This is a genomic window from uncultured Propionibacterium sp., assembly GCF_963539965.1.
Taxonomy (GTDB): Bacteria; Actinomycetota; Actinomycetes; order Propionibacteriales; family Propionibacteriaceae; genus Propionibacterium.
Window position 1 is genome coordinate 1 of sequence record NZ_CAUTOU010000029.1, and the last position, 19,314, is coordinate 19,314.

The window sequence follows — 19,314 nt, forward strand, 5'->3', positions numbered from 1 at the left end:
ACCACCTGCCCCACGATCATCCCGCCCACCACCCGAAAAACACCAAACACCCCATAAACCCACGAGCCTTCGATCAAACCGGTGCCATTCGCGTCGACCACTTGGCCAATGGCGTCGAAACCGACCTGTTTGGGGAAACCGATCCCGTGGGGGAGAATCCTGTGCATGTATCTCGCGTCTATGCGGCTGACGCAACTCGCCAGCACGTGGACGAGTGCCTGACCCCGACACAGGTCCGGAACCGGGCGCTCGACGATTTCGAGGATCTCCGGGCCACCATGGCGTCGATACTCAACCGCCCACATGGTCACTCCTCTCGCAGAGCAGTGAGGAAGCCAACACGACCAGCCTGTCTTCGAGTTCTCTGAGCGAAAGATCGGTCAATGTCAGCCACGCCTGTGCGGCGCCGAGGAGCACCGCCTGGACATCGCCGGCCCCGAGTCCGGCAACAGGGGTGAGATGACTTCTTCTCAGCAGGTCCTCGATCTCGCTGCGTCCCTGCGCCACCATTCCTTGCTGAAGCCGTCTGCCCAACACTGGGCCATTGGTCATATCGAGGAGCACAGCCAGCATGACCCGGGCTGCTTCATCGTTGCCGAGAAAAACACTGATGCGACGTGCCAGCACTCTGCTGGCGTCAGAAATTGTCGGTTCACACTCCAATGGCGGCAGCTCCCGATCATGCATCACGGTTGCGAACACCAGTTCGGCCTTGGTCGGCCAATGCCGGTAGAGGGTTGTCTTGGCCACACCGGAGGCGGCGGCGATTCCTTCAAAGGTCACCCCCCGATAGCCACGAGCCTCAATGGCGGCCAGCACCGCTGGTCGTACTTTCGACTCGATATCCATGACACCTCTCTTTCGCTACGCTACGTAGCGTAGTCATCGGGTGAGCGGGGTGCAGGAGGAGGCCGGCGACTCGCCCGGATGCGGCATCAGGTGGTGCATCGAGCAGTCGGCTGGCCCGCATCCAGACCATGACCATAGACTTGCGCCCGTGACCATGCGCATCACGCCCAGCGTGCTCAACGCCGACCTGTCCGACCTCGCCGGCACCCTCACGAGGATCCCCAGCAGCGACGCCGTGCACGTCGACATCATGGACAACCACTTCGTGCCGAACATGACCTTCGGCCTGCCGGTCGTCGAGGCCCTGCGCCGGCGCACCGCGCTGCCGATGGACATCCACCTCATGGTCGACAACCCCGATGCCTACGCGCCGCAGTTCGCCGAGCTCGGTTGCGAGTCGGTCACCTTCCACATCGAGGCCTCCGGCGCACCGATCCGGCTGGCCCGCGAACTGCGGCGGCTCGGCGCCCGCGCCTCCATGGCCCTCAAGCCGGCCACCCCGATCGAGCCCTACGCCGACATGCTCGGCGAGCTCGATCAGGTGCTGCTCATGACCGTCGAGCCCGGCTTCGGCGGCCAGAAGTTCCTCGATCCCGTGCTGCCCAAGATCAGGCGCACCCGCCGGCTCGTCGCCGCCACCGGCCAGGACATCTGGATCCAGGTGGATGGAGGAGTCGGTGTCGAGACGATCGGCCGCTGCGCCGAGGCCGGCGCCGACGTCTTCGTGGCCGGCACCGCGGTCTTCCGCGCCGATGATCCCGACCGGATGGTGCGCGAACTGCGCGAGCGGGCCGGCGCGGCCCGCGCCCACTGATCGCCGGCCGATTCCCGCCACCGGGAGTCCGCACTCGAACGACTCGGCCCCGGGTTGCGAATCGTTCCCAGCGGCAGGCGGATACCCTGGAGGGGTGAGCACTCCAGATCCGATCATCGACCAGAACACCATCGCTTCGCTGACCGAACGCTTCACGGCGGACGCCGCGGCCCGTGTCGCCCAGAACGCGGTCGCCACCACCGACATCGACACGCTCAGCCTCGACCGGACCGTCGTCGCCTCGATCGACCCCAGTGTCTCGAACCGCGTGGACTCCTGGAACGCGGCCAACCAGAAGAAGTCCGGCCGCTGTTGGTTGTTCAGCGGCCTCAACCTGCTGCGCAGCGGCGTCATCGAGGACCTGGGACTCGAACCCGACTTCGAGTTCAGCCAGGCCTATCTGCACTTCTGGGACAAACTCGAGAAGGCCAACTGGTTCCTCACCTCGATGATCGAGATGTCCGACCGCGATCTCGACGACCGCACCGTCCATCAGCTGCTCGGCGACCCGATCGGCGACGGCGGCCAGTGGGACATGTTCGTCGCCCTCGTCGAGAAGTACGGCGTCGTCCCCAAGTACGCGATGCCCGAGACCTTCTCCAGCTCCAATACGGGCTCGATGAACGCCCAGCTCGAGAAGATCCTGCGCCGCGGGGCCCTCATCGTCCGCGAGGCCGCCGGGCGGGGACGCGGCGAGCAGGCCCGCCTGGAGATCCTCGGTCAGATCCACCGCGTGCTGTGCATCCACCTGGGCACTCCGCCGACGAGCTTCATCTGGCAGTACCGGGACAAGGACCAGAACTTCGTGCGCGCCGGCGAGCTCACCCCGGTGCAGTTCGCCGCACAGGTGCTGGGCATCGACGTCGGCGACTACGTCTGCCTGGTCAACGACCCGCGCCCCACCAGCGGCTACAACCGCATGCTCACCGTCGACCACCTGGGCAATGTCGTGGGTGGCCGACCGGTGCGTTATCTCAATGTCGAGATCGACGTGATCAAGCAGATCGCCGCCCGGATCATCCGCGACGGCTCGCCGGTCTGGTTCGGCTGCGACACCGTCCCGCAGTCCGACCGCCGGATGGGCATCTGGGACGCCCATCTGCACGACTACGAGGGCATCTACGGCATCGACATGTCCTCCACGAAGGCCGAGCGCATGCTCAGCGGCGCCTCGGCCATGACGCACGCCATGGTGCTCACCGGCGTCGACATGCTCGACGGCGCCCCGCGCCGCTGGCGCGTCGAGAACTCGTGGGGGACAGAGAACGCCGACAAGGGGTTCTGGACGATGAACGACTCCTGGTTCGCCGACTACGTCTACGAGGTCGCCGTCCCGCGCTCGGCCCTGCCGCCCGAATTGGCCGCCGTGCTCGGGACCGAGCCCGCGGTTCTGCCGCTGTGGGACCCGATGGGTGCCCTGGCCTGACCGGTCCCCGGCCGCCGTGGCCGTTACGGGTTGCGCCGACGCAGGTAGCGCTGGAACTCGGCCGCCAAGGTGTCGCCCGTCGTGTCGGGCAGCTCTTCGGCGTCCTGCTGCTCCTCGAGGTCGCTGATGTACTCGGCGACGTCCGGGTCGTTGCTGGCCAGCTCGTCCACCCCGCGCTCCCATGCCTTGGCCAGCTCGGGGATCTCGCCCGGGTCGAGCGCCTCGTCGATGAGATCCTCGACACGGCTCAGCAGGCTCAGCGTCGCCTTGGGGTTCGGCGGAGTGGCGACGTAGTGCGGTACCGAGGCCCATAACGTCACGCAGGTCAGGCCCGCCCGGTCGCAGGCCTCCGCCAGCACGCCGACGATGCCGGTGGGGCCCTCGTAGTCGCTCGGGGCGATGCCGAGCTCCTTGGTCAGACGCTCATGGCCGGAGGATGCGTTGACCGGCAGCGGACGCGAGTGCGGCGAGTCGGTGAGCATGGCGCCCAGGACGACAACCATCTCCGGCCCCGCCGAATGGATCGCCGAGACCAGGCTCGAGCAGTACGAGCGCCAGCGCATGTTCGGTTCGGGGCCGGCGACGAGCAGCGCGTCGCGGTGCGGCAGATGGCACAGCGAGATGTCGGTGGACGGCCAGCTGATCCGCGGCTCGTTGTCGATGAGCTCGACACGCGGTCTGGTCGCCTGGAAATCGTAGAAGTCCTCGGAGTCGAGACGGCACTGGAGCTCGGTGGGGTAAGTGCCCGCAAGATGCCTGATCACACCGGTGGCCGCATCCGCAGCGTCATTCCACCCCTCGAAAGCGGCGATCACGACGGACGGCATGCGCGGCTCAACGGACTCTGCCATGTCTCAAGGGTAGTGACCGGATCAACGGCGCACGGTTTCGCCGGGGCGGAACCTCCCCGGCGAAACCGTGCGCAGAACGCGTCCGTCAGACGTGCGCCGTGCATGTTCGACTGCCCTAGCCGCATAGCCTTGAGCGGGTGAACGCGTTGAACCTGCGGGAGGCCCTGGCCAGTCGAGTCCTCATCGGGGACGGTGCCATGGGCACGATGCTGCAGAACTGGGACCTGACGACCGCCGACTTCGACGGCGCCGAGGGCTGCAACGAGATGCTCAACGTCACGCGCCCCGATGTGGTGCGCTCCATCCATGGCGACTACTTGCGGGCCGGAGCCGACATCATCACGGCCAACACCTTCGGCTGCAACTGGGCCAATCTGACCGAGTACGGCGTCTACGAGCGCATCGGCGAGCTCTCAGCGGCGGGCGCCCGCCTCGCCCGCCGGGCGGCCGACGAGGCCCCCGGACAGCACTGGGTGACTGCGTCGGTGGGCCCCGGCACCAAGCTGCCGAGCCTCGGCCAGATCGGCTTCACCACCCTCGTCGACGCCTACCAGAGCCAGCTCGACGCGATGATCGCCGAGGGCATCGACGGCATCCAGCTCGAGACCTGCCAGGATCTGCTCCAGGCCAAGGCCGCGATCATCGCCGCCAAGCGCGCTTGCGCCAGAGCCGGGACCGACCTGCCGATCATCGCCTCGGTGACCGTCGAGACCACCGGCGCGATGCTCGTCGGCAGCGAGATCGGCGCGGCCCTGGTGAGCCTGGAACCGCTCGGTGTCGACATGATCGGCATGAACTGCGCCACCGGCCCGGCTGAGATGCGCGAGCACCTGCGCACCCTGTCGGCCCACGCGCGCTGCGGGATCATGGCCATGCCGAACGCCGGCATGCCCGAGATCACGCTGGCCGGCGCCCGCTATCCGCTGGCGCCCGATGAGCTCGCCGACAGCCTGCTGGAGTACACGCAGGACTTCGGTCTGGGCCTGGTCGGCGGATGCTGCGGCACGACGCCCGACCACATCGCGGCCCTGCGCCGGGCCATCGGCATCGACCGTCCCGTCCTCGAACGCCGCCCCGATCACCTCAACGCCGTCTCGAGCCTGTACTCGCCGACCGAGCTGAAGCAGGACACCAGTTACCTGGCGGTGGGTGAGCGCACCAACGCCAACGGCTCCAAGGCCTTCCGCGAGAAGATGCTCGCAGGCGACCTGGACGGCTGCGTCGAGATCGCCCGCGCCCAGGCCCGTCAGGGCGCCCACGTCCTGGACCTGTGCGTCGACTACGTCGGACGCGATGGCGGGCAGGACATGGCGGCACTGGCCGGGCGCTTCGCCGCCGACGTGACGCTACCGATCATGATCGACTCGACCGAGCCCGAGGTGGTCCGCGCCGGCCTGGAGCACCTGGCCGGGCGCGCCATCGTCAACTCGGTCAACTTCGAGGACGGCGACCGTCCGGACTCGCGCATCAACACGGTGATGCCGCTGGTGGCCGAGCACGGGGCCGCCGTCGTCGCCCTGACCATCGACGAGGAGGGCCAGGCCCGCACCGCGCGGTGGAAAGTGCGCGTGGCCGAGCGCCTCATCGCCAAGCTCACCGGTGACTACGGCATGGACGAGGCCGACATACTCGTGGACTGCCTCACCTTCCCGATCGCCACCGGGCAGGAGGGGACCCGGCGCGACGGCATCGAGACGCTCGAGGCCGTCCGCGAGCTCACCAGGCGCCATCCGCGCGTGCACACCATGCTCGGCGTCTCGAACATCTCCTTCGGTCTCAACCCGGCAGCCCGCGTCGTGCTCAACTCGGTCTTCCTGCACGAGGCCGTCGAGGCCGGCCTGGACTCGGCCATCGTCCACGCCGCGAAGATCACGCCGATGGACCGCGTCCCCGACGAACAGCGCGAGGTCGCGCTCGACCTCGTCCACGACCGGCGCGCCGAGGGCTATGATCCGCTGGCGCGCATGCTCGAGCTCTTCGAGGGCGTCTCGACGGCCGACCTGCGAGCCGGGCGCGCGGCCGAGCTGGCCGCCCTGCCCCTGCCCGAGCGTCTGCACCGGCGCATCGTCGACGGCGAGGCCGATGGCATGGACGCCGATCTCGACGAGGCCCTGGCGACCCGCGGGCCGCTGGACATCATCAACGACGACCTGCTGGGCGCCATGAAGGAGGTCGGCGAGCTCTTCGGCTCGGGCCGTATGCAGCTGCCCTTCGTCCTGGCCTCGGCCCAGACGATGAAGCAGGCCGTCGCCCATCTCGAATCGCACATGGGCGCCGCCGTCAGGACCGGCAAGGGGACCCTCGTCCTCGCCACGGTCAAGGGCGACGTCCACGACATCGGCAAGAACCTGGTCGACATCATCGTCTCGAACAACGGCTACCGGGTCGTCAACCTGGGCATCAAGCAGTCGATCGACGCGATCATCGCCGCGGCCGAGGCCAACGACGCGGACGCCATCGGCATGAGCGGTCTGCTCGTGAAGTCGACGATGGTCATGCGCGACAACCTCGCCGAGCTCGATCACCGCGGCCTGGGCGGGAAGTACGCGGTGCTGCTCGGCGGCGCCGCCCTGACCCGCGGCTTCGTCGAGCGCGACCTGGCGAACGGGTTCAGCGGCCAGGTGCGTTACGCCAGGGACGCCTTCGAGGGCCTGGCGCTCATGGAGGCGATCATGGCCGTCAAGGGCGGCGACCCGGACGCGGCCCTGCCGGCCCCGCGCGAGCGCCGCGTGCCGCCCGAGCGGAGGGGGGTCGCTGCCGCCGGGCCCGTCCCCGAGCGCTCGAGGGTCACCAGGCCGGTACCCGGTGGCATCGAGATCCCGGCGGCCCCGTTCTGGGGCACCCATCTGGCCAAGGGCATCGGCCTGGACGGGATCGCCGCCTGGCTCGACGAGAGGGCACTGTTCCGCGGGCGCTGGGGTCTGCGCGCCGACGACAGCCACTCCTACGAGGACATCGTGGCCAGCGACGGCGCCCCGCACCTGCGCACCTGGCTCGACCGTATCAGGGCCGAGCAGTGGGCGGTGCCGGGCGTCGTCTACGGCTACTTCCCGTGCTGGAGCTCCGGCGGGCGCGTCCATGTCGTCGACCCGCGGCGACCCGACGACCTCGACGCCGTCGTGGCGGACTTCGAGTTTCCGCGCCAGGGCCGCGACCCGTGGCTGTGCCTGGCCGACTTCTTCCGCAACCGCGCCGAGGCCGAACGGTTCGGCCCCGACACGCTGGTCCTGCAACTCGTCACGATGGGTCCGCGTCTGTCGCAGGCCACCCGGTCGCTGTTCGAGTCCGATTCCTACCGCGACTACCTGGAGCTGCACGGCCTGTCGGTGCAGCTGGCCGAGGCCCTGGCTGAGCTGTGGCACCGCCGCATACGCGTCGAGCTGGGCATCGCCGAGCAGGACGGGGACGTCGCGGCCGTGCTGCGCGACCAGGCCTACCGGGGCGAGCGCTACAGCTTCGGCTACGGCGCCTGCCCCGACCTGGCCCAGCGCGCGACCATAGCCGATCTGCTGCGTGCGGAGCGCATCGGCGTCGAGTTGAGCGAGGAGTACCAGCTGCACCCCGAGCAGTCGACCGACGCGATCATCCTGACGCACCCGCAGGCCGGCTACTTCAGCGTCCGCTGAGGCGGCGGCCGGGCGCGCTCCTGCGTACCGGACCCTGCATCGTCCTCTGGCCTCTGGCGGCTCAGCCGCCGCACGCCAGGAGCGGGTTGGCGGACCAGGCGAAGACCGTCGTCGACGAGGTGCACAACTCGCTGGCGGCGGTACCGCTCGTCATCGGGCTGCCGTGGGCGAAGACCCGCGAGGAGTCCGCGCCGAAGATGCGTGACAGGGCGCCCGGTGTCGTGTCGGTGAGGATCCTCGTGTCGTCGGGATCGGCTCCGGCATCCACGGCCGCCTGGCGGAAGGCCTCGTCACGGTCCATCACGGCATCGGCCAGGTTCCTGTCGACGGCGGTCTGGGCGTCGAACATGTAGGCGCCCAGCTCGCCCCGGATCACGTCGGGGCCGATGCCGCGCGCATCGGAGACCCACTGGACGAAGGCGTCGTACTCGCGGGCGATGCCGTTGGTGTAGTTGGCCCGCTCCTCGTCGGTCATGTCGCGGAAGGGATTGCCGAAGTCCTTGGCGGTGCCCTGAGTCAGGTAGAACTGCTCGATCGACTCGGCCGAGACGCCGCCCGAGAGGATTCCGTTGTCGATCTGGGTGACCCCGTTGTAGTGGACGAACGGTCCCATGATGACGCCGATCGAGCCGATCATCGTGCCCTGGTCCGCATAGATGTGATCGGCGCCGGCCATCGCGTACATCCCACCGGAGGCCGAGGTGCCCGTGACATAGGCGATCACGGGGTGGGTGGTGCGCTCCTTGTACCGCTCGGCGGCCTGGGCTATGGCGCGGGCGCCGGGGATCGTACCGCCGGGGGTGTCCATGAGCAGGAGCAGCCCGTCGGCGTCGTCCGCTCCGAGACCGTCGATGATGTCGGCCACGTCGTAGCCGTAGGTCGTGCTCGTGTACAGCGAGCTGGTGGGCCCGCCAGTCGTCTCGATCGTCCCGGTCACCTCGACGGCGCGCAGGGTGTGGGCGGCGCCCGCATCGCCCCAGATGGTCCTGGTCGCCGTGGTGCCCGCGCTCGTGTTGGCCCTGCCGGGCTGGGCGATGGCGATCACGGCGATGCCGCTCAGCAGGCTCAGCGCGCACAGGACGGCGCCGACGCCGAGGGCCGCTCCCATGCCTGCGCCGAAGCCTCTTCTGAAGCCGGACTGCTTCGGCGCCGAGGCGTACTGGACGGGTGTCGGCGGCGGCAGGAGGGTCGGATCGGGCTCGTAGGCGCCCGACGACGCGCCACCGCCGGGGGAGTCGCTCCTCTCGGGGACTTCGGAGAACTCCCGGTCGGGCCCGTCCCGGTCCGGGCCGGGCGTGGGGCGCGTGCTGTCGGACTCGCTCATCGTTGCTCCTTGGAATCGATGCGGATCGTCTGTCAGAAGGCTAGCGGCCGCGGCCGCGGCCGCGGATCGGCCGCAGTCGCGTGCTCCGATCGGCCTGTCCACCGGGAGAACTGGGAGAATCGACGACGTGATTTCCGCATCCGGTGACATGGACATCTCCCCACGCGCCCTCGAGGCGGTGCTGTGGGACTTCGACGGCACCCTCATCAATACCGAGCCGATGTGGTTCGCCGCCGAGACCGAGTACATGAGGGGCCGCGGTGCGCCGTGGCCGGCCGAGGAGGCCCGCAGCTACGCCGGCGCGGCATGGACGACCTCCGGCGGGGCCATGCGCGACCGACTCGTGGAGTACGGCGCCGACCCCTCGCTCACGGCCCGGGAGGTCTACGACGACGTCACCGACGCCGTCGTGGAGCATCTGCGCTCCGAGGGGGCGCCCATGCCAGGGGTACTGGAGCTGCTGGATCGCACCCGGGCGGCGGGCGTGCCGAACGCCATCGTTTCGGCCAGCCAGGCCAGGCTCATCGACGCGGGCCTGGCGGTGATCGGCGCCGCCGGCATGTTCGAGGCGATCGTCACCGGCCCCATGGTCGCCCGCGGCAAACCCGACCCGGACGGCTACCTGCTCGCCACGCGCATGCTCGACGTCCGCCCCCACCACTGCGTGGTCCTCGAGGACTCGCCGACCGGCTGCGCCTCCGGCCAGCGCGCGGGCGCCCAAGTGGTCGGCGTGCCCTCGGTCGTCCCGCTGCCGCAGACCCCGGGCCAGCTGCGCCGCGTCTCCCTCGCCGGGCTGACCATCGACGAGCTGGAGCGGGCCGTCCGCGCTCACCTGGCCGCGCCCGTCCCGGATGACGCCGGCGCGGGCAACTAGTCTTGGCACTCGACCCAGTCCACCGAGGGCCGGCCGATCACGAGGGGCACTCATGAGCATAGATCCAGCGGACCTGTCCGGCGTCCAGCGCGGGCCGCTCCGCGCCGGCGAGCGGGTGACGCTGGCCGACGTGAAGGGCCACCGCCACACGCTGCTGCTCGAGGCGGGCAGGATCTTCCACACGACGAAGGGGGCCCTGGCGCACGACGACATCATCGGCAGGCCGCAGGGCATCATCGTCAGCACGGCCGGCGGCCTGGAGTTCACCGTCTTCCGCCCGCTGCTGCACGAGTACACGGTCTCGATGCCGCGCGAGGCCGCCGTCGTCTACCCGAAGGACGCGGCCCAGATCGTGCTGCGGACCGACATCTTCCCCGGCGCCCGCGTACTGGAGTCCGGCGTCGGCTCGGGCGCCCTGAGCCTGTACCTGCTGCGCGCCATCGGCCCGACCGGCAGCCTGCACTCCTACGAGCGCCGCGCCGAGTTCGCCCAGGTGGCCCAGGACAACGTGGAGGAGTTCCTCGGGCGCCCGCACCCCGGCTGGACGGTCAGCATCGGCGACCTGGCCGAGACGATCGCCGACGAGCCGGTCGACCGGGCGATCCTCGACATGCTGCGCCCCTGGGACTGCGTCGACGCCGTGGCCGGGCGCCTCGTGCCCGGGGGCCTGCTGTGCTGCTACGTCACGACGACCACCCAGATGGGGCGCGTCGCCGACCAGCTGCGCCACCACGGCGGCCTCACCGAGCCGGCGATCACCGAGACCACCGTGCGCGAATGGCACGCCGAAGGCCTGGCGATCCGCCCCGGTCACGGCACGAGCGCCCATACCGGTTTCCTCGTCATCAGCCGCCGCATGGCCCCGGGCGTCGCGGCCCCGGTCAAGAAACGCCGCCCCGCGCCCGGCGCCTACGGACCCGACTACCACGGCCCCGTCCCTCGCAATGTCGCAGCCGAGCACCTGGAGGCGAACCGGCGCCGCGCCACCGACGAGGCCGGCCAGATCGCCCCGGCCGTCCGCACGGCGCTGCGCCGCCGTGCCCGCTGACACATCCCCGATAGGGTGAGGACGATGATCCACCGAACAGATCCAGATGACGCGCGCGAGTTCTGGGCGCGGACGAACGAGTCGTTCGCCGACCTCGTGGCCCGCACCAGCCCCGGCAGCCTGCCGTGCGCGGACCGGCCCGAGCGGCTCGCCGCAAACGGCACGACCGTGCTCGCCCTCGCCCACGCCGACGGCGTGCTCATGGCCGGCGATCGGCGCGCCGTCCAGGGCAGCCAGATCGCCCAACGCGACATCCGCAAGGTCTTCGCGGTCGACGAGGCCACTCTGGTCGGCATCGCCGGTTCGGCCGGCTTCGCCGTCGACCTGGCCAAGCTGTTCGGCGTCGAGCTGGCCCACTACGAGAAGATCGAGGGCGCCCCGCTCAGCTTCGACGGCAAGGCCAACCGCCTGGGCGGCATGATCCGCGACCACCTCGGCCTGGCCGTGCAGGGCTTCGTCATCGTGCCGCTGCTCGCCGGCTGGGACGAGCACGCCGGATCCGGGCGGATCATGGGCTACGACGCCACCGGCGGCCACTACGAGGAGGGCTCCTTCGCCTGCATCGGTTCGGGCTCGGCCTTCGCCCGCGGTTCGCTGAAGAAACTCCACCGTCCCGGCCTCGACCAGGAGCAGGCCGCCATGGTCGCCCTGCAGGCCCTGTTCGACGCCGCCGACGACGACTCGGCCACCGGTGGGCCCGACACCATGCGCGCCATCTATCCGACCGTCGCCTCCGTCGGCCCGGACGGGCTCGACGAGTGGGCGCCCGAGCGCGTCGGCGGGCTCGTCGCCGAAATGATCGAGGGCCGCAGGGGGAGCCCTGAAGGTGCGGGGGAGGAGCCGCGATGAGCATTCCGTTCTACGTCTCACCCGACCAGATGATGAGGGACCGGGCCGATTTCGCGCGCAAGGGCATCGCCCGCGGCCGCTCGGTCATCGCCGCGCACTGCGCCGACGGCATCGTCCTCGTGGCCGAGAACCCCTCGGGCAGCCTCCACAAGATCTCCGAGATCTACGACCGCATCGGCTTCGCCGCCGTGGGGCGCTACAACGAGTTCGAGGCGCTGCGCGTGCAGGGCATCCGCTACGCCGACCTGCGGGGCTACGCCTACGACCGGGCCGACGTGAGTGGGCGCGGTCTGGCCAACTCCTATGCGCAGCTGCTCGGGACGTCCTTCAGCTCCGGGACCGAGAAGCCCTTCGAGGTGCAGCTGTGCGTCGCCGAGCTGGGCGGGGACCCCGAGCAGGACCGCCTGTTCGTCATCAATTTCGACGGCTCCATCTCGCAGGCCGGCGATTTCGCCGTGATGGGCGGCCACACCGATCCCGTCATCGGGGCCATGAGGGACCGGCACGACGCGAACGGGTCACTGGCCGGTGCCCTGCGCGCGGCCGTCGCCGCCCTGCGCACCGGCGGCGCCGTGAACGCCGGCGAGTTGGAGGTCGCCCTGCTCGACCGCTCGCGTCTCGGCCGCCGCACCTTCGTGCGCCTGGACGGCCGGCGCATCGCCGGGCTGATGGGGGACGAGGCCTGATGGCGCCCAGGCATCCCGACGCGGAGACGCTGAGCCCCACCGTGATCATCGGCGCGGGCCTGATCGGGGCCTCGATCGGCTGCGCGCTCACCGAGGCGGGCGTGGACGTGCGCCTGCGCGACCGCTACCGCTCGCACGCCGTCGTCGCGGCCGGGGTCGGCGCCGGCTCGGTGGAGGCGACGATGGCCTCCAAGGTGCGGCTCGTCATCGTGGCCGTCCCGCCTGCCGTCGTCGCGCCCACCGTCGCGCGGGCCCTCAAGCACTACCGCAACGCCGTCGTCGCCGACGTGGCCAGCGTCAAGCAGCCGATCCTGGCCGACCTGGAGGCGATGGGCACCGATCTGCGCCGCTATGTCGGCTCGCACCCGATGGCCGGCTCGGAGTTCTCCGGACCGCTCACCGCCCGTCCGCACCTGTTCGCCGACCGCACCTGGGTGATCGCCGAGGGCACCGGCTCGCCCGAGGCCGTCCGGACGGTCGAGCGGCTCGTCGGCATCTGCGGGGCCCGTCCGGTGAGCCTGGGCCCGGCCGATCATGACCGGGCCGTCGCCGAGATCAGCCATGTGCCGCAGATCATGAGCTCGCTCACGGCGGCCCGGCTGGCGACCGTGCCCCCCGAGGACCTGCGCCTGGTCGGGCAGGGCGTGCGCGACGTCACCCGCATCGCGGGCTCCGACCCCGGCCTGTGGCGCCAGATCATCACCGGCAACCGCGCCGAGATCTCCACCCAGCTGCGAGCGATCCGCGACGACCTCGACCGGGTCATCGACGGGCTGGACGACATCGGGACGATCGGCGACCTCATCGCCCGCGGGCAGAGAGGCGTAGCCGCGCTGCCCGGCAAGCACGGCCGCCCGGCCGGCAAGGCACTGGAGCGCGTCGTCGTCGAGATCCCCGACGCCCCCGGCGCGCTGGCCAGGCTCTTCGTCGACATCGTGGGCCAGGGCGTCAACGTCGAGGACCTGTCGATCGAGCACGGCATGGACCGCGAGGTCGGCTACCTGTCGATCGCGGTCGAGGCCGAGCAGGCTCAGGACCTGCGCAAGGCGATGGACGAGAAGGGCTGGACGCTGCGGGACTGAGAGGCGGGCGCTCCGAACGGCGCATCACCGGATGCGGGCGGGGATCGCGCCTCTCGCCGATGATCCGGGCCCGACCCCGATCCGCCTGTCGGTATGCGCCGAGCCGCCCCTCAGCCCTAATCTGAGGGGGAGCCGGCACGCCCAGGATCCCGGGTTGGCGGAACACCGAGCAAGGAGCACCCCATGGCCCAGACAGACGAACTCGTCATCGCCATCGACGGGCCCAGCGGGGCCGGCAAGTCGTCGACCGCCAGGGGAGTGGCCGTCCGGCTCGGTCTGGACTACCTCGACACCGGCGCCATGTACCGGGCCATGAGCTGGGCCTGCATGACCGGCGGCGTCGACATGACCATCGAGGGCGCCATGATCGAGCGCGCCCGGGGCGCCGAGCTGCGGATGGGCCTCGACCCGGCCGATCCGCGCGTGGTGGTCGACGGGCGCGACATCACAGCCGCCATCCGCGAGCCGGTGATCGCCGAGCACGTCAGCTCGGTGGCGCGCGTCATCCCCATCCGCGAGCTGCTGACCGACCAGATGCGCAGCATCATCGCCGGTTCGGGCCGCATCGTGGCCGAGGGCCGTGACGTCACCACCGTCGTGTGGCCGCAGGCCCAGCTGCGCCTGCTCATGGTGGCCGACCCGGCGGCCCGCATCGCCCGCCGCGAGGCCGAGCTGGCCGGGGCCGCTGGCCACGAGCGGGTCGTCTCGTCCATCGTGGATCGCGACCGCAAGGATTCGGCCGTCAGTCGGTTCGAGGCTCCCGCCGAGGGCGTGCGGCTGCTGGACACCACGCACCTGGGCCTGGGCGAGGTCATCGATGAGGTCGTCGCGATGATTCCGGAGCAGCGGAGCTGAACGAGCGCCCGGCTCAGTCCCACCAGATCTCCCGGCAGCGGGCACCGACAAGAGTCCGGTCCTCGCCCATCTCATGAGCGGCCTTGGGCCAACAACCCCGCAGCTCATCGGCGACGTCCCCGGCGAGACAGCCCCTCGACCCGCCGTTCTCGCCTCGGTCGAAGTCAGGGCTCATTCCGCCGCGGAGTCAGGCGTCATAACCAATGACCCTTGTTGACACCAGCCCAAGAACATCATCGGGGACGCCAGTGGTCGCGAACGACCAAGCCTTTCCCAAGCGGGGATTGACGATACCAAGGTGATCAAGTGCCTGGAACTCGGGATGCACGGAATGCATGCCCATGATCCAGTAGACGAGGACCTGGAGCGTGTCCTTGGCCTGCGGTCTGCGGCGAGAGGTCTTGATGTCCCACAGCGTGTCCGAGGTCAACAGGTCACCGCCCCCGGCATCGATGGTCTCCGTGTAGCCGCCTTCGAAGTCGAAACCATGAGTTCGCATGCAGGAAGGAGATCATCCGTTCGACCATGGCACGAATGTTCCCGACAGTGTTCTCGTCGGGCTCCATGTCTTTCACCGGCTTGTACCACTCCGTCCCCGCTCGGTAGGCCACGTCGTAGCCGGCCAGCCGACATGCAGCGGTTATCGAGTCATCCGTCAGGCCATCCAGGTGCTCGATCAGTTCCCGTGCTCCGACGTCATCTCCGACGAGATGCGCCCCACGCAGGGACACGTCGAGTGCAGCACTGGGTTCAGCGTCGATCACAAGACGTGTGAGGTAATCGACCGCGGCGCCGACCAGGCCCGCGTCGATGTTCTCAGGGGAGATGATCTCTCCGTTCCCGTCCATGTCGCGAACTCGAAACCCCCGTAGTGGGAGATACCCGCCACGCGGCTGTCTTATCCGCGCGATGCGTCCGGTCACCGTTGTCATGAGAAGTCCCTCAGATGTTCTTATCCGCCCTCTCGGAGGGACACCGGCTCCGGTCGTGTGACGGCAACCCCTCAGCGCCGCCCTGAGTCAAGGAACCCGGCGGTCACAAGGTACACCGATCCGGAGCTGTCCGCACCAGAACCCTCGAAGACATGTCAGGGCGACCCGGATCCGTCCTCTCCTCGGTGACCCCGGCCCGGCACGACAATTCGGCGCGCAGCCTCCCGAAGCCCGGCGCGCAGTCTCGTGATCTCCGGCATCTGCTCGGACCACTTGCCCACGCAGGCCTCCTGTCCCGAGCGCCCTCGTACCGGTTCGCCCGGGGCTCGACACGAGTCGGGCCGACGGGCGGGATCCTTCCCGATCACCGGATAGCCTGGGGCCATGTCCGAGCCCGCATCCGAAGCAGCAGCGCCCTCCCGCCCGGTCGTGGCGGTCGTCGGGCGGCCGAACGTGGGCAAGTCCACCCTGGTCAACCGCATCCTCGGCCGCCGCGAGGCCGTCGTTCAGGACACGCCCGGCGTCACCCGCGACCGCGTCAGCTACGACGCCGAGTGGGCCGGCCGCGAGTTCGCGCTCGTCGACACCGGCGGCTGGGTCCCCGACGCCCGGGGCATGACCGCCATGATCGCCGAGCAGGCCGAGCTGGCCGTCTCACTGGCCGATGCGGTCCTGTTCGTCGTGGACGCCACCGTCGGCGCCACCGACGAGGACGAGGCCGTCGTGCGCATCCTGCGCCGCTCGGAGAAGCCCGTCGTGCTGGTCGCCAACAAGGTGGACGCCCCCCAGTTCGAGGCCGACGCCGCGGCCATGTGGAGCCTCGGCCTGGGCGAGCCCCATGCTGTCTCGGCCCTGCACGGGCGCGGCTCGGGCGAGCTGCTCGACCGCCTGCTCGACGTGCTGCCCGCCCGGTCCGCACCGCGGGCCGGGGACGAGGCCTCCGGTCCGCACCGCATCGCCGTCGTCGGCAAGCCCAACGTCGGCAAGAGCTCCCTGCTCAACAAGCTGGCCGGGGCCGAGCGCTCGGTCGTCTCCGAGGTGTCGGGCACCACCGTCGACCCCGTCGACGAGTTCGTCGAGATCGGCGACGAGCCCTTCCGCCTCGTCGACACGGCCGGCATCCGCCGGCGCGTCAAGGAGGCCAGCGGCTCGGAGTACTACGCCTGGCTGCGCACGCAGTCCGCCATCGAGCGCGCCGAGGTCTGCGTCGTCGTCATCGACGCCGCCCAGCCCGTCAGCGAGCAGGACCTGAAGATCCTCTCCGGCGTCGAGGAGGCCGGCCGCGGCATGGTCATCGCCTTCAACAAGTGGGATCTCGTCGACGAGGAGCGTCGGCGCTACCTCGGGCGCGAGACCGAACGGGACCTGCACGCCTGGGCCTGGGCGCCCACCGTGAACATCTCGGCCCTGACCGGCCGGGGCGTGCAGCGCCTGGCCAGGGCCGTCGGCACCTCCTTGGAGGGCTGGGCCACCCGCATTCCCACCGGCAGGCTCAACGCCTTCCTGGGCCGGCTCGTCGCCGCCAACCCGCACCCGGTGCGCGGCGGCAAGCAGCCCCGCGTCCTGTTCGGCACGCAGGCCCAGAGCTGTCCGCCCACCTTCATCCTGTTCACCTCGGGCCAACTGGACGCGGGCTACGTGCGCTTCGTGGAGCGCCGCCTGCGCGAGGAGTTCGGTTTCGCCGGCTCGCCGGTGCACATCGAGGCCCGCGCCCGCGCCAAGCGGAAGAGCCGCTGACCGCGCGAGACCCTTCGCCGCGGGCGGTCAGCCGGTCTCGATGGCCGTGATCGCGTTCGCCGCGGTGCGCACATCGGGGTTCGTCTCCGAGCCCGGCCTGCGCACGAGGAAGAACGTGTTGAGCGGGGGCACGTCGGGATCGTGGACGAGCACCATGCGCCCGGCCGCCAGATGCTCCAGGCACAGCGACCGGGGCAGCACCGAGTAGCCGGCCCCGCCGGCCACGGCCGCCACGAGCGCATGAAGATTCGGCGCCGTCAGGCCCACCCCGGCCCCCGGAACCGGCCGGCCCAGCACGGTGCGCCAGTACCTGCGGACGATGGGCAGCTGCTCGTCCAGGCCGACCAGGGGGATGCCGCGCAGCAGGTCGGCCGTCTCCTCGACCCCTGTCCGTCGATCGGGCACCCATCGCGGTGCCGCGACCAGTACGTAGACCTCGTCCCACAGAGGCTCGGAGGTCAGCGCCTGGCCCCGGGGTCGGCGCGTCGCGATGACGAGATCCTCCGCGCCTGCGCGCAGGCGGGACAGCAGGGGATCGGTGAGGCCCTGGCCGACGCGCAACTGCACGCCCCGTGCGACGAGCGGCGCCAGTGCAGGCATGACGCGGGTGCACAGCACCTCGGAGGGGCCGGCCAGCCTGACGGGCACGCGGTGGGACGACGAGGCCGCATGCTCGTCGAGACCGGCCAGGGCGTCCAGCGGCGGGCCGATCCGCCTGGCCAGGTCGTGCGCCCTCGGCACCGGCTCGACCCCGCGCGGCAGCCGGCGGAAGAGGGGTGCGCCGAGGCGCTTCTCAAGACTGCGCACCTGCGTCGTGACCGTCGGCTGCGACAGGCCCAGACGGGAGGCCGCTGCGGTGAACGAGCCCGCGCGGTAGACGACGAGGAAGGTGCGCAGGAGGTTCAGGTCGAGGCTCTGCGGGATCCTGTCGCTGTCCCGGGGGTCGTCCTCATGGTCCGAGGGTAGCCGCATTCAACATAGGAATATCAATGTCGATGATAGAAAATACTATTGGTGTGCTTATGGCTCAAGTGGTTAGTCTCGCGATATCAAAACCGCCGTCCGGCACTCCTGCGGGCGCGGAACCGCTCTTTTCCGAGGTGACAGTCATGAGCCGAGTGCTCTTCATCATGACCGGGGCCGACGAGTTCACCCTCGCCGACGGCTCCCGCATTCCCACCGGCTTCTGGGCCAACGAGGCCGTCGAGCCCCTGCAGGTGCTCACCGCAGCCGGCCACGAGGTCGCCGTAGCCACGCCCGGCGGCGTCGTCCCTCCGGTCGATCCCTCCAGTGCGGACTCGCCCGGGCTGCGGGCCGCCGCCGAGGGGGCCTACGAGTTCGCCCACCCGGTGCCCCTGGCCGACGTCGACCCGGCCGGGTTCGACGCGGTCTTCGTCCCCGGCGGTCATGGCCCGATGGAGGATCTGGCCGCCGACGCCGACGCGGGCCGCGTCCTGAGGGCCCTGATGGCCGCCGGTCGGCCGGTCGCCGCCGTCTGCCACGGCCCGGCCGCGCTGCTGTCGGCCACCGACGGCGAGGGCCGTAGCCCGTTCGCAGGCTACGCGCTCACCTCGTTCACCGACGAGGAGGAAGCCCTGTCCGGTCTCGCCCCGAAGCTGTCCTGGCTGGTGGAGTCGCGCCTGCGCGCGGCGGGCGCGGATTTCCGCGCCGGGGCTCCGTGGGCCGCGCACGTCGAGACCGATCGCAATGTCCTGACCGGCCAGAACCCGGCCTCGGCCGAGCCCCTGGCCCGGGCGCTGGTCGAGCGGCTCCCGGGCCCGGTGCAGAATGCCGTCGCGTGGCCGCAGCGCTATCTGCCGGGCACCACCGACAACTTCGTCTCGAATGAGGCCGTCGTGCCCGGTTTGAGCGCCGCCCGGGTGTGGGGCCCGTTGACCGACACCTCCCGCTGGGAGGACTACTACGACAACGTCAGCGACATCAGCTTCCCCGACGGCCAGGGCCCGGTGCTCGCCCAGGGCGTGCACTTCAGCTTCGCGACCTTCGGCTTCCCGCCCCTGGACGCCACCGTCGTGCAGTTCGACGCCCCGGCCCCCGGACGCCCCGGGAGGTTGTCGTGGACGGCCCGCCAGGAGGGCTCGCCCGCTGAACGGCTGGACGTGCTGCACGCCTGGCTCGTCGAGGACCTGCCCGGGGGCCGTGTGCGCATCCTCACCCAGGAGTCCCAGATCGGCGAACCCGCCGCAGGACTGGCCCGCCAGCGCCCCAATCCCATGCTCAACGGGCACCAGGCCTGGGTGGACGGACTGGTCGAGGCCGCCGCGCACGACTGACCGGCGCCCGCACCACACTCGCCCGGGAGGATCAGCGGCCTCATTCGCAACGATCGGCACGGGCCAC

Annotated in this window: 18 protein-coding genes and 1 pseudogene; 11 read left to right on the top strand and 8 right to left on the bottom strand. The window is 70.4% G+C overall.

Annotated elements, in window-relative coordinates; all coding sequences use genetic code 11:
* Positions 1–305 (bottom strand): annotated as a pseudogene (locus R2N01_RS06480) (hypothetical protein); the annotation flags it as partial.
* Entirely contained in the window at positions 292–849 is a 558-nt protein-coding gene (locus R2N01_RS06485; protein WP_316669632.1) for a helix-turn-helix domain-containing protein, read from the bottom strand. The pseudogene R2N01_RS06480 and the gene R2N01_RS06485, both read right to left, overlap by 14 nt.
* 148 nt (positions 850–997) lie before the next feature.
* Here R2N01_RS06485 and rpe point away from each other — a divergent pair, with 148 nt between their 5' ends.
* Together rpe and R2N01_RS06495 are read left to right on the top strand one after the other, a co-directional pair.
* On the top strand, positions 998–1,663 hold the full coding sequence (gene rpe / locus R2N01_RS06490) for a ribulose-phosphate 3-epimerase (protein WP_316669635.1): 666 nt from the start codon (positions 998–1,000) through the stop codon (positions 1,661–1,663).
* 94 nt (positions 1,664–1,757) lie between these two features.
* A complete protein-coding gene (locus tag R2N01_RS06495; RefSeq protein ID WP_316669636.1) occupies positions 1,758–3,089 on the top strand; it encodes a C1 family peptidase in 1,332 nt (443 codons plus the stop codon).
* 23 nt (positions 3,090–3,112) lie between these two features.
* Here the strand turns inward: R2N01_RS06495 and R2N01_RS06500 are convergent, their stop codons facing one another.
* Complete coding sequence (locus R2N01_RS06500) at positions 3,113–3,940, bottom strand: PAC2 family protein (RefSeq protein ID WP_316669638.1); 828 nt, start codon at positions 3,938–3,940, stop codon at positions 3,113–3,115.
* A gap of 137 nt (positions 3,941–4,077) precedes the next feature.
* Between R2N01_RS06500 and metH the strand changes: the two genes are divergently transcribed.
* Positions 4,078–7,566 (top strand): methionine synthase, encoded by a 3,489-nt coding sequence (gene metH, locus R2N01_RS06505; RefSeq protein ID WP_316669640.1) that lies wholly within the window; start codon positions 4,078–4,080, stop codon positions 7,564–7,566.
* 61 nt (positions 7,567–7,627) lie between these two features.
* Here metH and R2N01_RS06510 read toward each other — a convergent pair whose 3' ends face one another.
* Positions 7,628–8,890 (bottom strand): S49 family peptidase, encoded by a 1,263-nt coding sequence (locus R2N01_RS06510; RefSeq protein ID WP_316669642.1) that lies wholly within the window; start codon positions 8,888–8,890, stop codon positions 7,628–7,630.
* 127 nt (positions 8,891–9,017) lie between these two features.
* On the opposite strand from R2N01_RS06510, the gene R2N01_RS06515 reads away from it, so the two are divergent.
* From R2N01_RS06515 to cmk, 6 genes are all read left to right on the top strand, one after another.
* Positions 9,018–9,764 carry an HAD family phosphatase gene (locus tag R2N01_RS06515; RefSeq protein ID WP_316669644.1) on the top strand — a complete coding sequence of 249 codons (747 nt, stop codon included), beginning with the start codon at positions 9,018–9,020 and terminating at the stop codon, positions 9,762–9,764.
* Between the two features lie 52 nt (positions 9,765–9,816).
* Complete coding sequence (locus tag R2N01_RS06520; protein ID WP_399553252.1) at positions 9,817–10,812, top strand: tRNA (adenine-N1)-methyltransferase; 996 nt, start codon at positions 9,817–9,819, stop codon at positions 10,810–10,812.
* Between the two features lie 24 nt (positions 10,813–10,836).
* On the top strand, positions 10,837–11,661 hold the full coding sequence (gene prcB / locus R2N01_RS06525; protein ID WP_316669646.1) for a proteasome subunit beta: 825 nt from the start codon (positions 10,837–10,839) through the stop codon (positions 11,659–11,661).
* Complete coding sequence (prcA, locus tag R2N01_RS06530) at positions 11,658–12,347, top strand: proteasome subunit alpha (RefSeq protein ID WP_316669648.1); 690 nt, start codon at positions 11,658–11,660, stop codon at positions 12,345–12,347. Before prcB ends, prcA begins: the two co-directional genes overlap by 4 nt.
* A complete protein-coding gene (locus R2N01_RS06535) occupies positions 12,347–13,429 on the top strand; it encodes a prephenate dehydrogenase (protein WP_316669650.1) in 1,083 nt (360 codons plus the stop codon). Before prcA ends, R2N01_RS06535 begins: the two co-directional genes overlap by 1 nt.
* Before the next feature lie 183 nt (positions 13,430–13,612).
* A complete protein-coding gene (gene cmk / locus R2N01_RS06540; protein ID WP_316669652.1) occupies positions 13,613–14,284 on the top strand; it encodes a (d)CMP kinase in 672 nt (223 codons plus the stop codon).
* A 13-nt stretch (positions 14,285–14,297) separates the two neighbouring features.
* On the opposite strand, the gene R2N01_RS06545 is transcribed toward cmk, so the two are convergent.
* Genes R2N01_RS06545 through R2N01_RS06555 form a run of 3 tightly spaced genes read right to left on the bottom strand, consistent with a single transcriptional unit; the run spans position 14,298 to position 15,132 of the window.
* Positions 14,298–14,459 (bottom strand): hypothetical protein, encoded by a 162-nt coding sequence (locus tag R2N01_RS06545; RefSeq protein ID WP_316669654.1) that lies wholly within the window; start codon positions 14,457–14,459, stop codon positions 14,298–14,300.
* Positions 14,460–14,471: 12 nt separating this feature from the next.
* Positions 14,472–14,783 carry a hypothetical protein gene (locus tag R2N01_RS06550; protein WP_316669656.1) on the bottom strand — a complete coding sequence of 104 codons (312 nt, stop codon included), beginning with the start codon at positions 14,781–14,783 and terminating at the stop codon, positions 14,472–14,474.
* Entirely contained in the window at positions 14,719–15,132 is a 414-nt protein-coding gene (locus R2N01_RS06555) for a hypothetical protein (protein WP_316669658.1), read from the bottom strand. Before R2N01_RS06555 ends, R2N01_RS06550 begins: the two co-directional genes overlap by 65 nt.
* 468 nt (positions 15,133–15,600) lie before the next feature.
* On the opposite strand from R2N01_RS06555, the gene der reads away from it, so the two are divergent.
* Positions 15,601–16,953, top strand: coding sequence for a ribosome biogenesis GTPase Der (der, locus tag R2N01_RS06560; protein WP_316669660.1), 1,353 nt, complete (start codon positions 15,601–15,603; stop codon positions 16,951–16,953).
* A gap of 27 nt (positions 16,954–16,980) precedes the next feature.
* Here der and R2N01_RS06565 read toward each other — a convergent pair whose 3' ends face one another.
* Entirely contained in the window at positions 16,981–17,925 is a 945-nt protein-coding gene (locus R2N01_RS06565) for a LysR family transcriptional regulator (RefSeq protein WP_316669662.1), read from the bottom strand.
* 137 nt (positions 17,926–18,062) lie between these two features.
* Between R2N01_RS06565 and R2N01_RS06570 the strand changes: the two genes are divergently transcribed.
* On the top strand, positions 18,063–19,247 hold the full coding sequence (locus tag R2N01_RS06570; protein ID WP_316669664.1) for a DJ-1/PfpI family protein: 1,185 nt from the start codon (positions 18,063–18,065) through the stop codon (positions 19,245–19,247).
* Positions 19,248–19,314 lie beyond the last annotated feature (67 nt).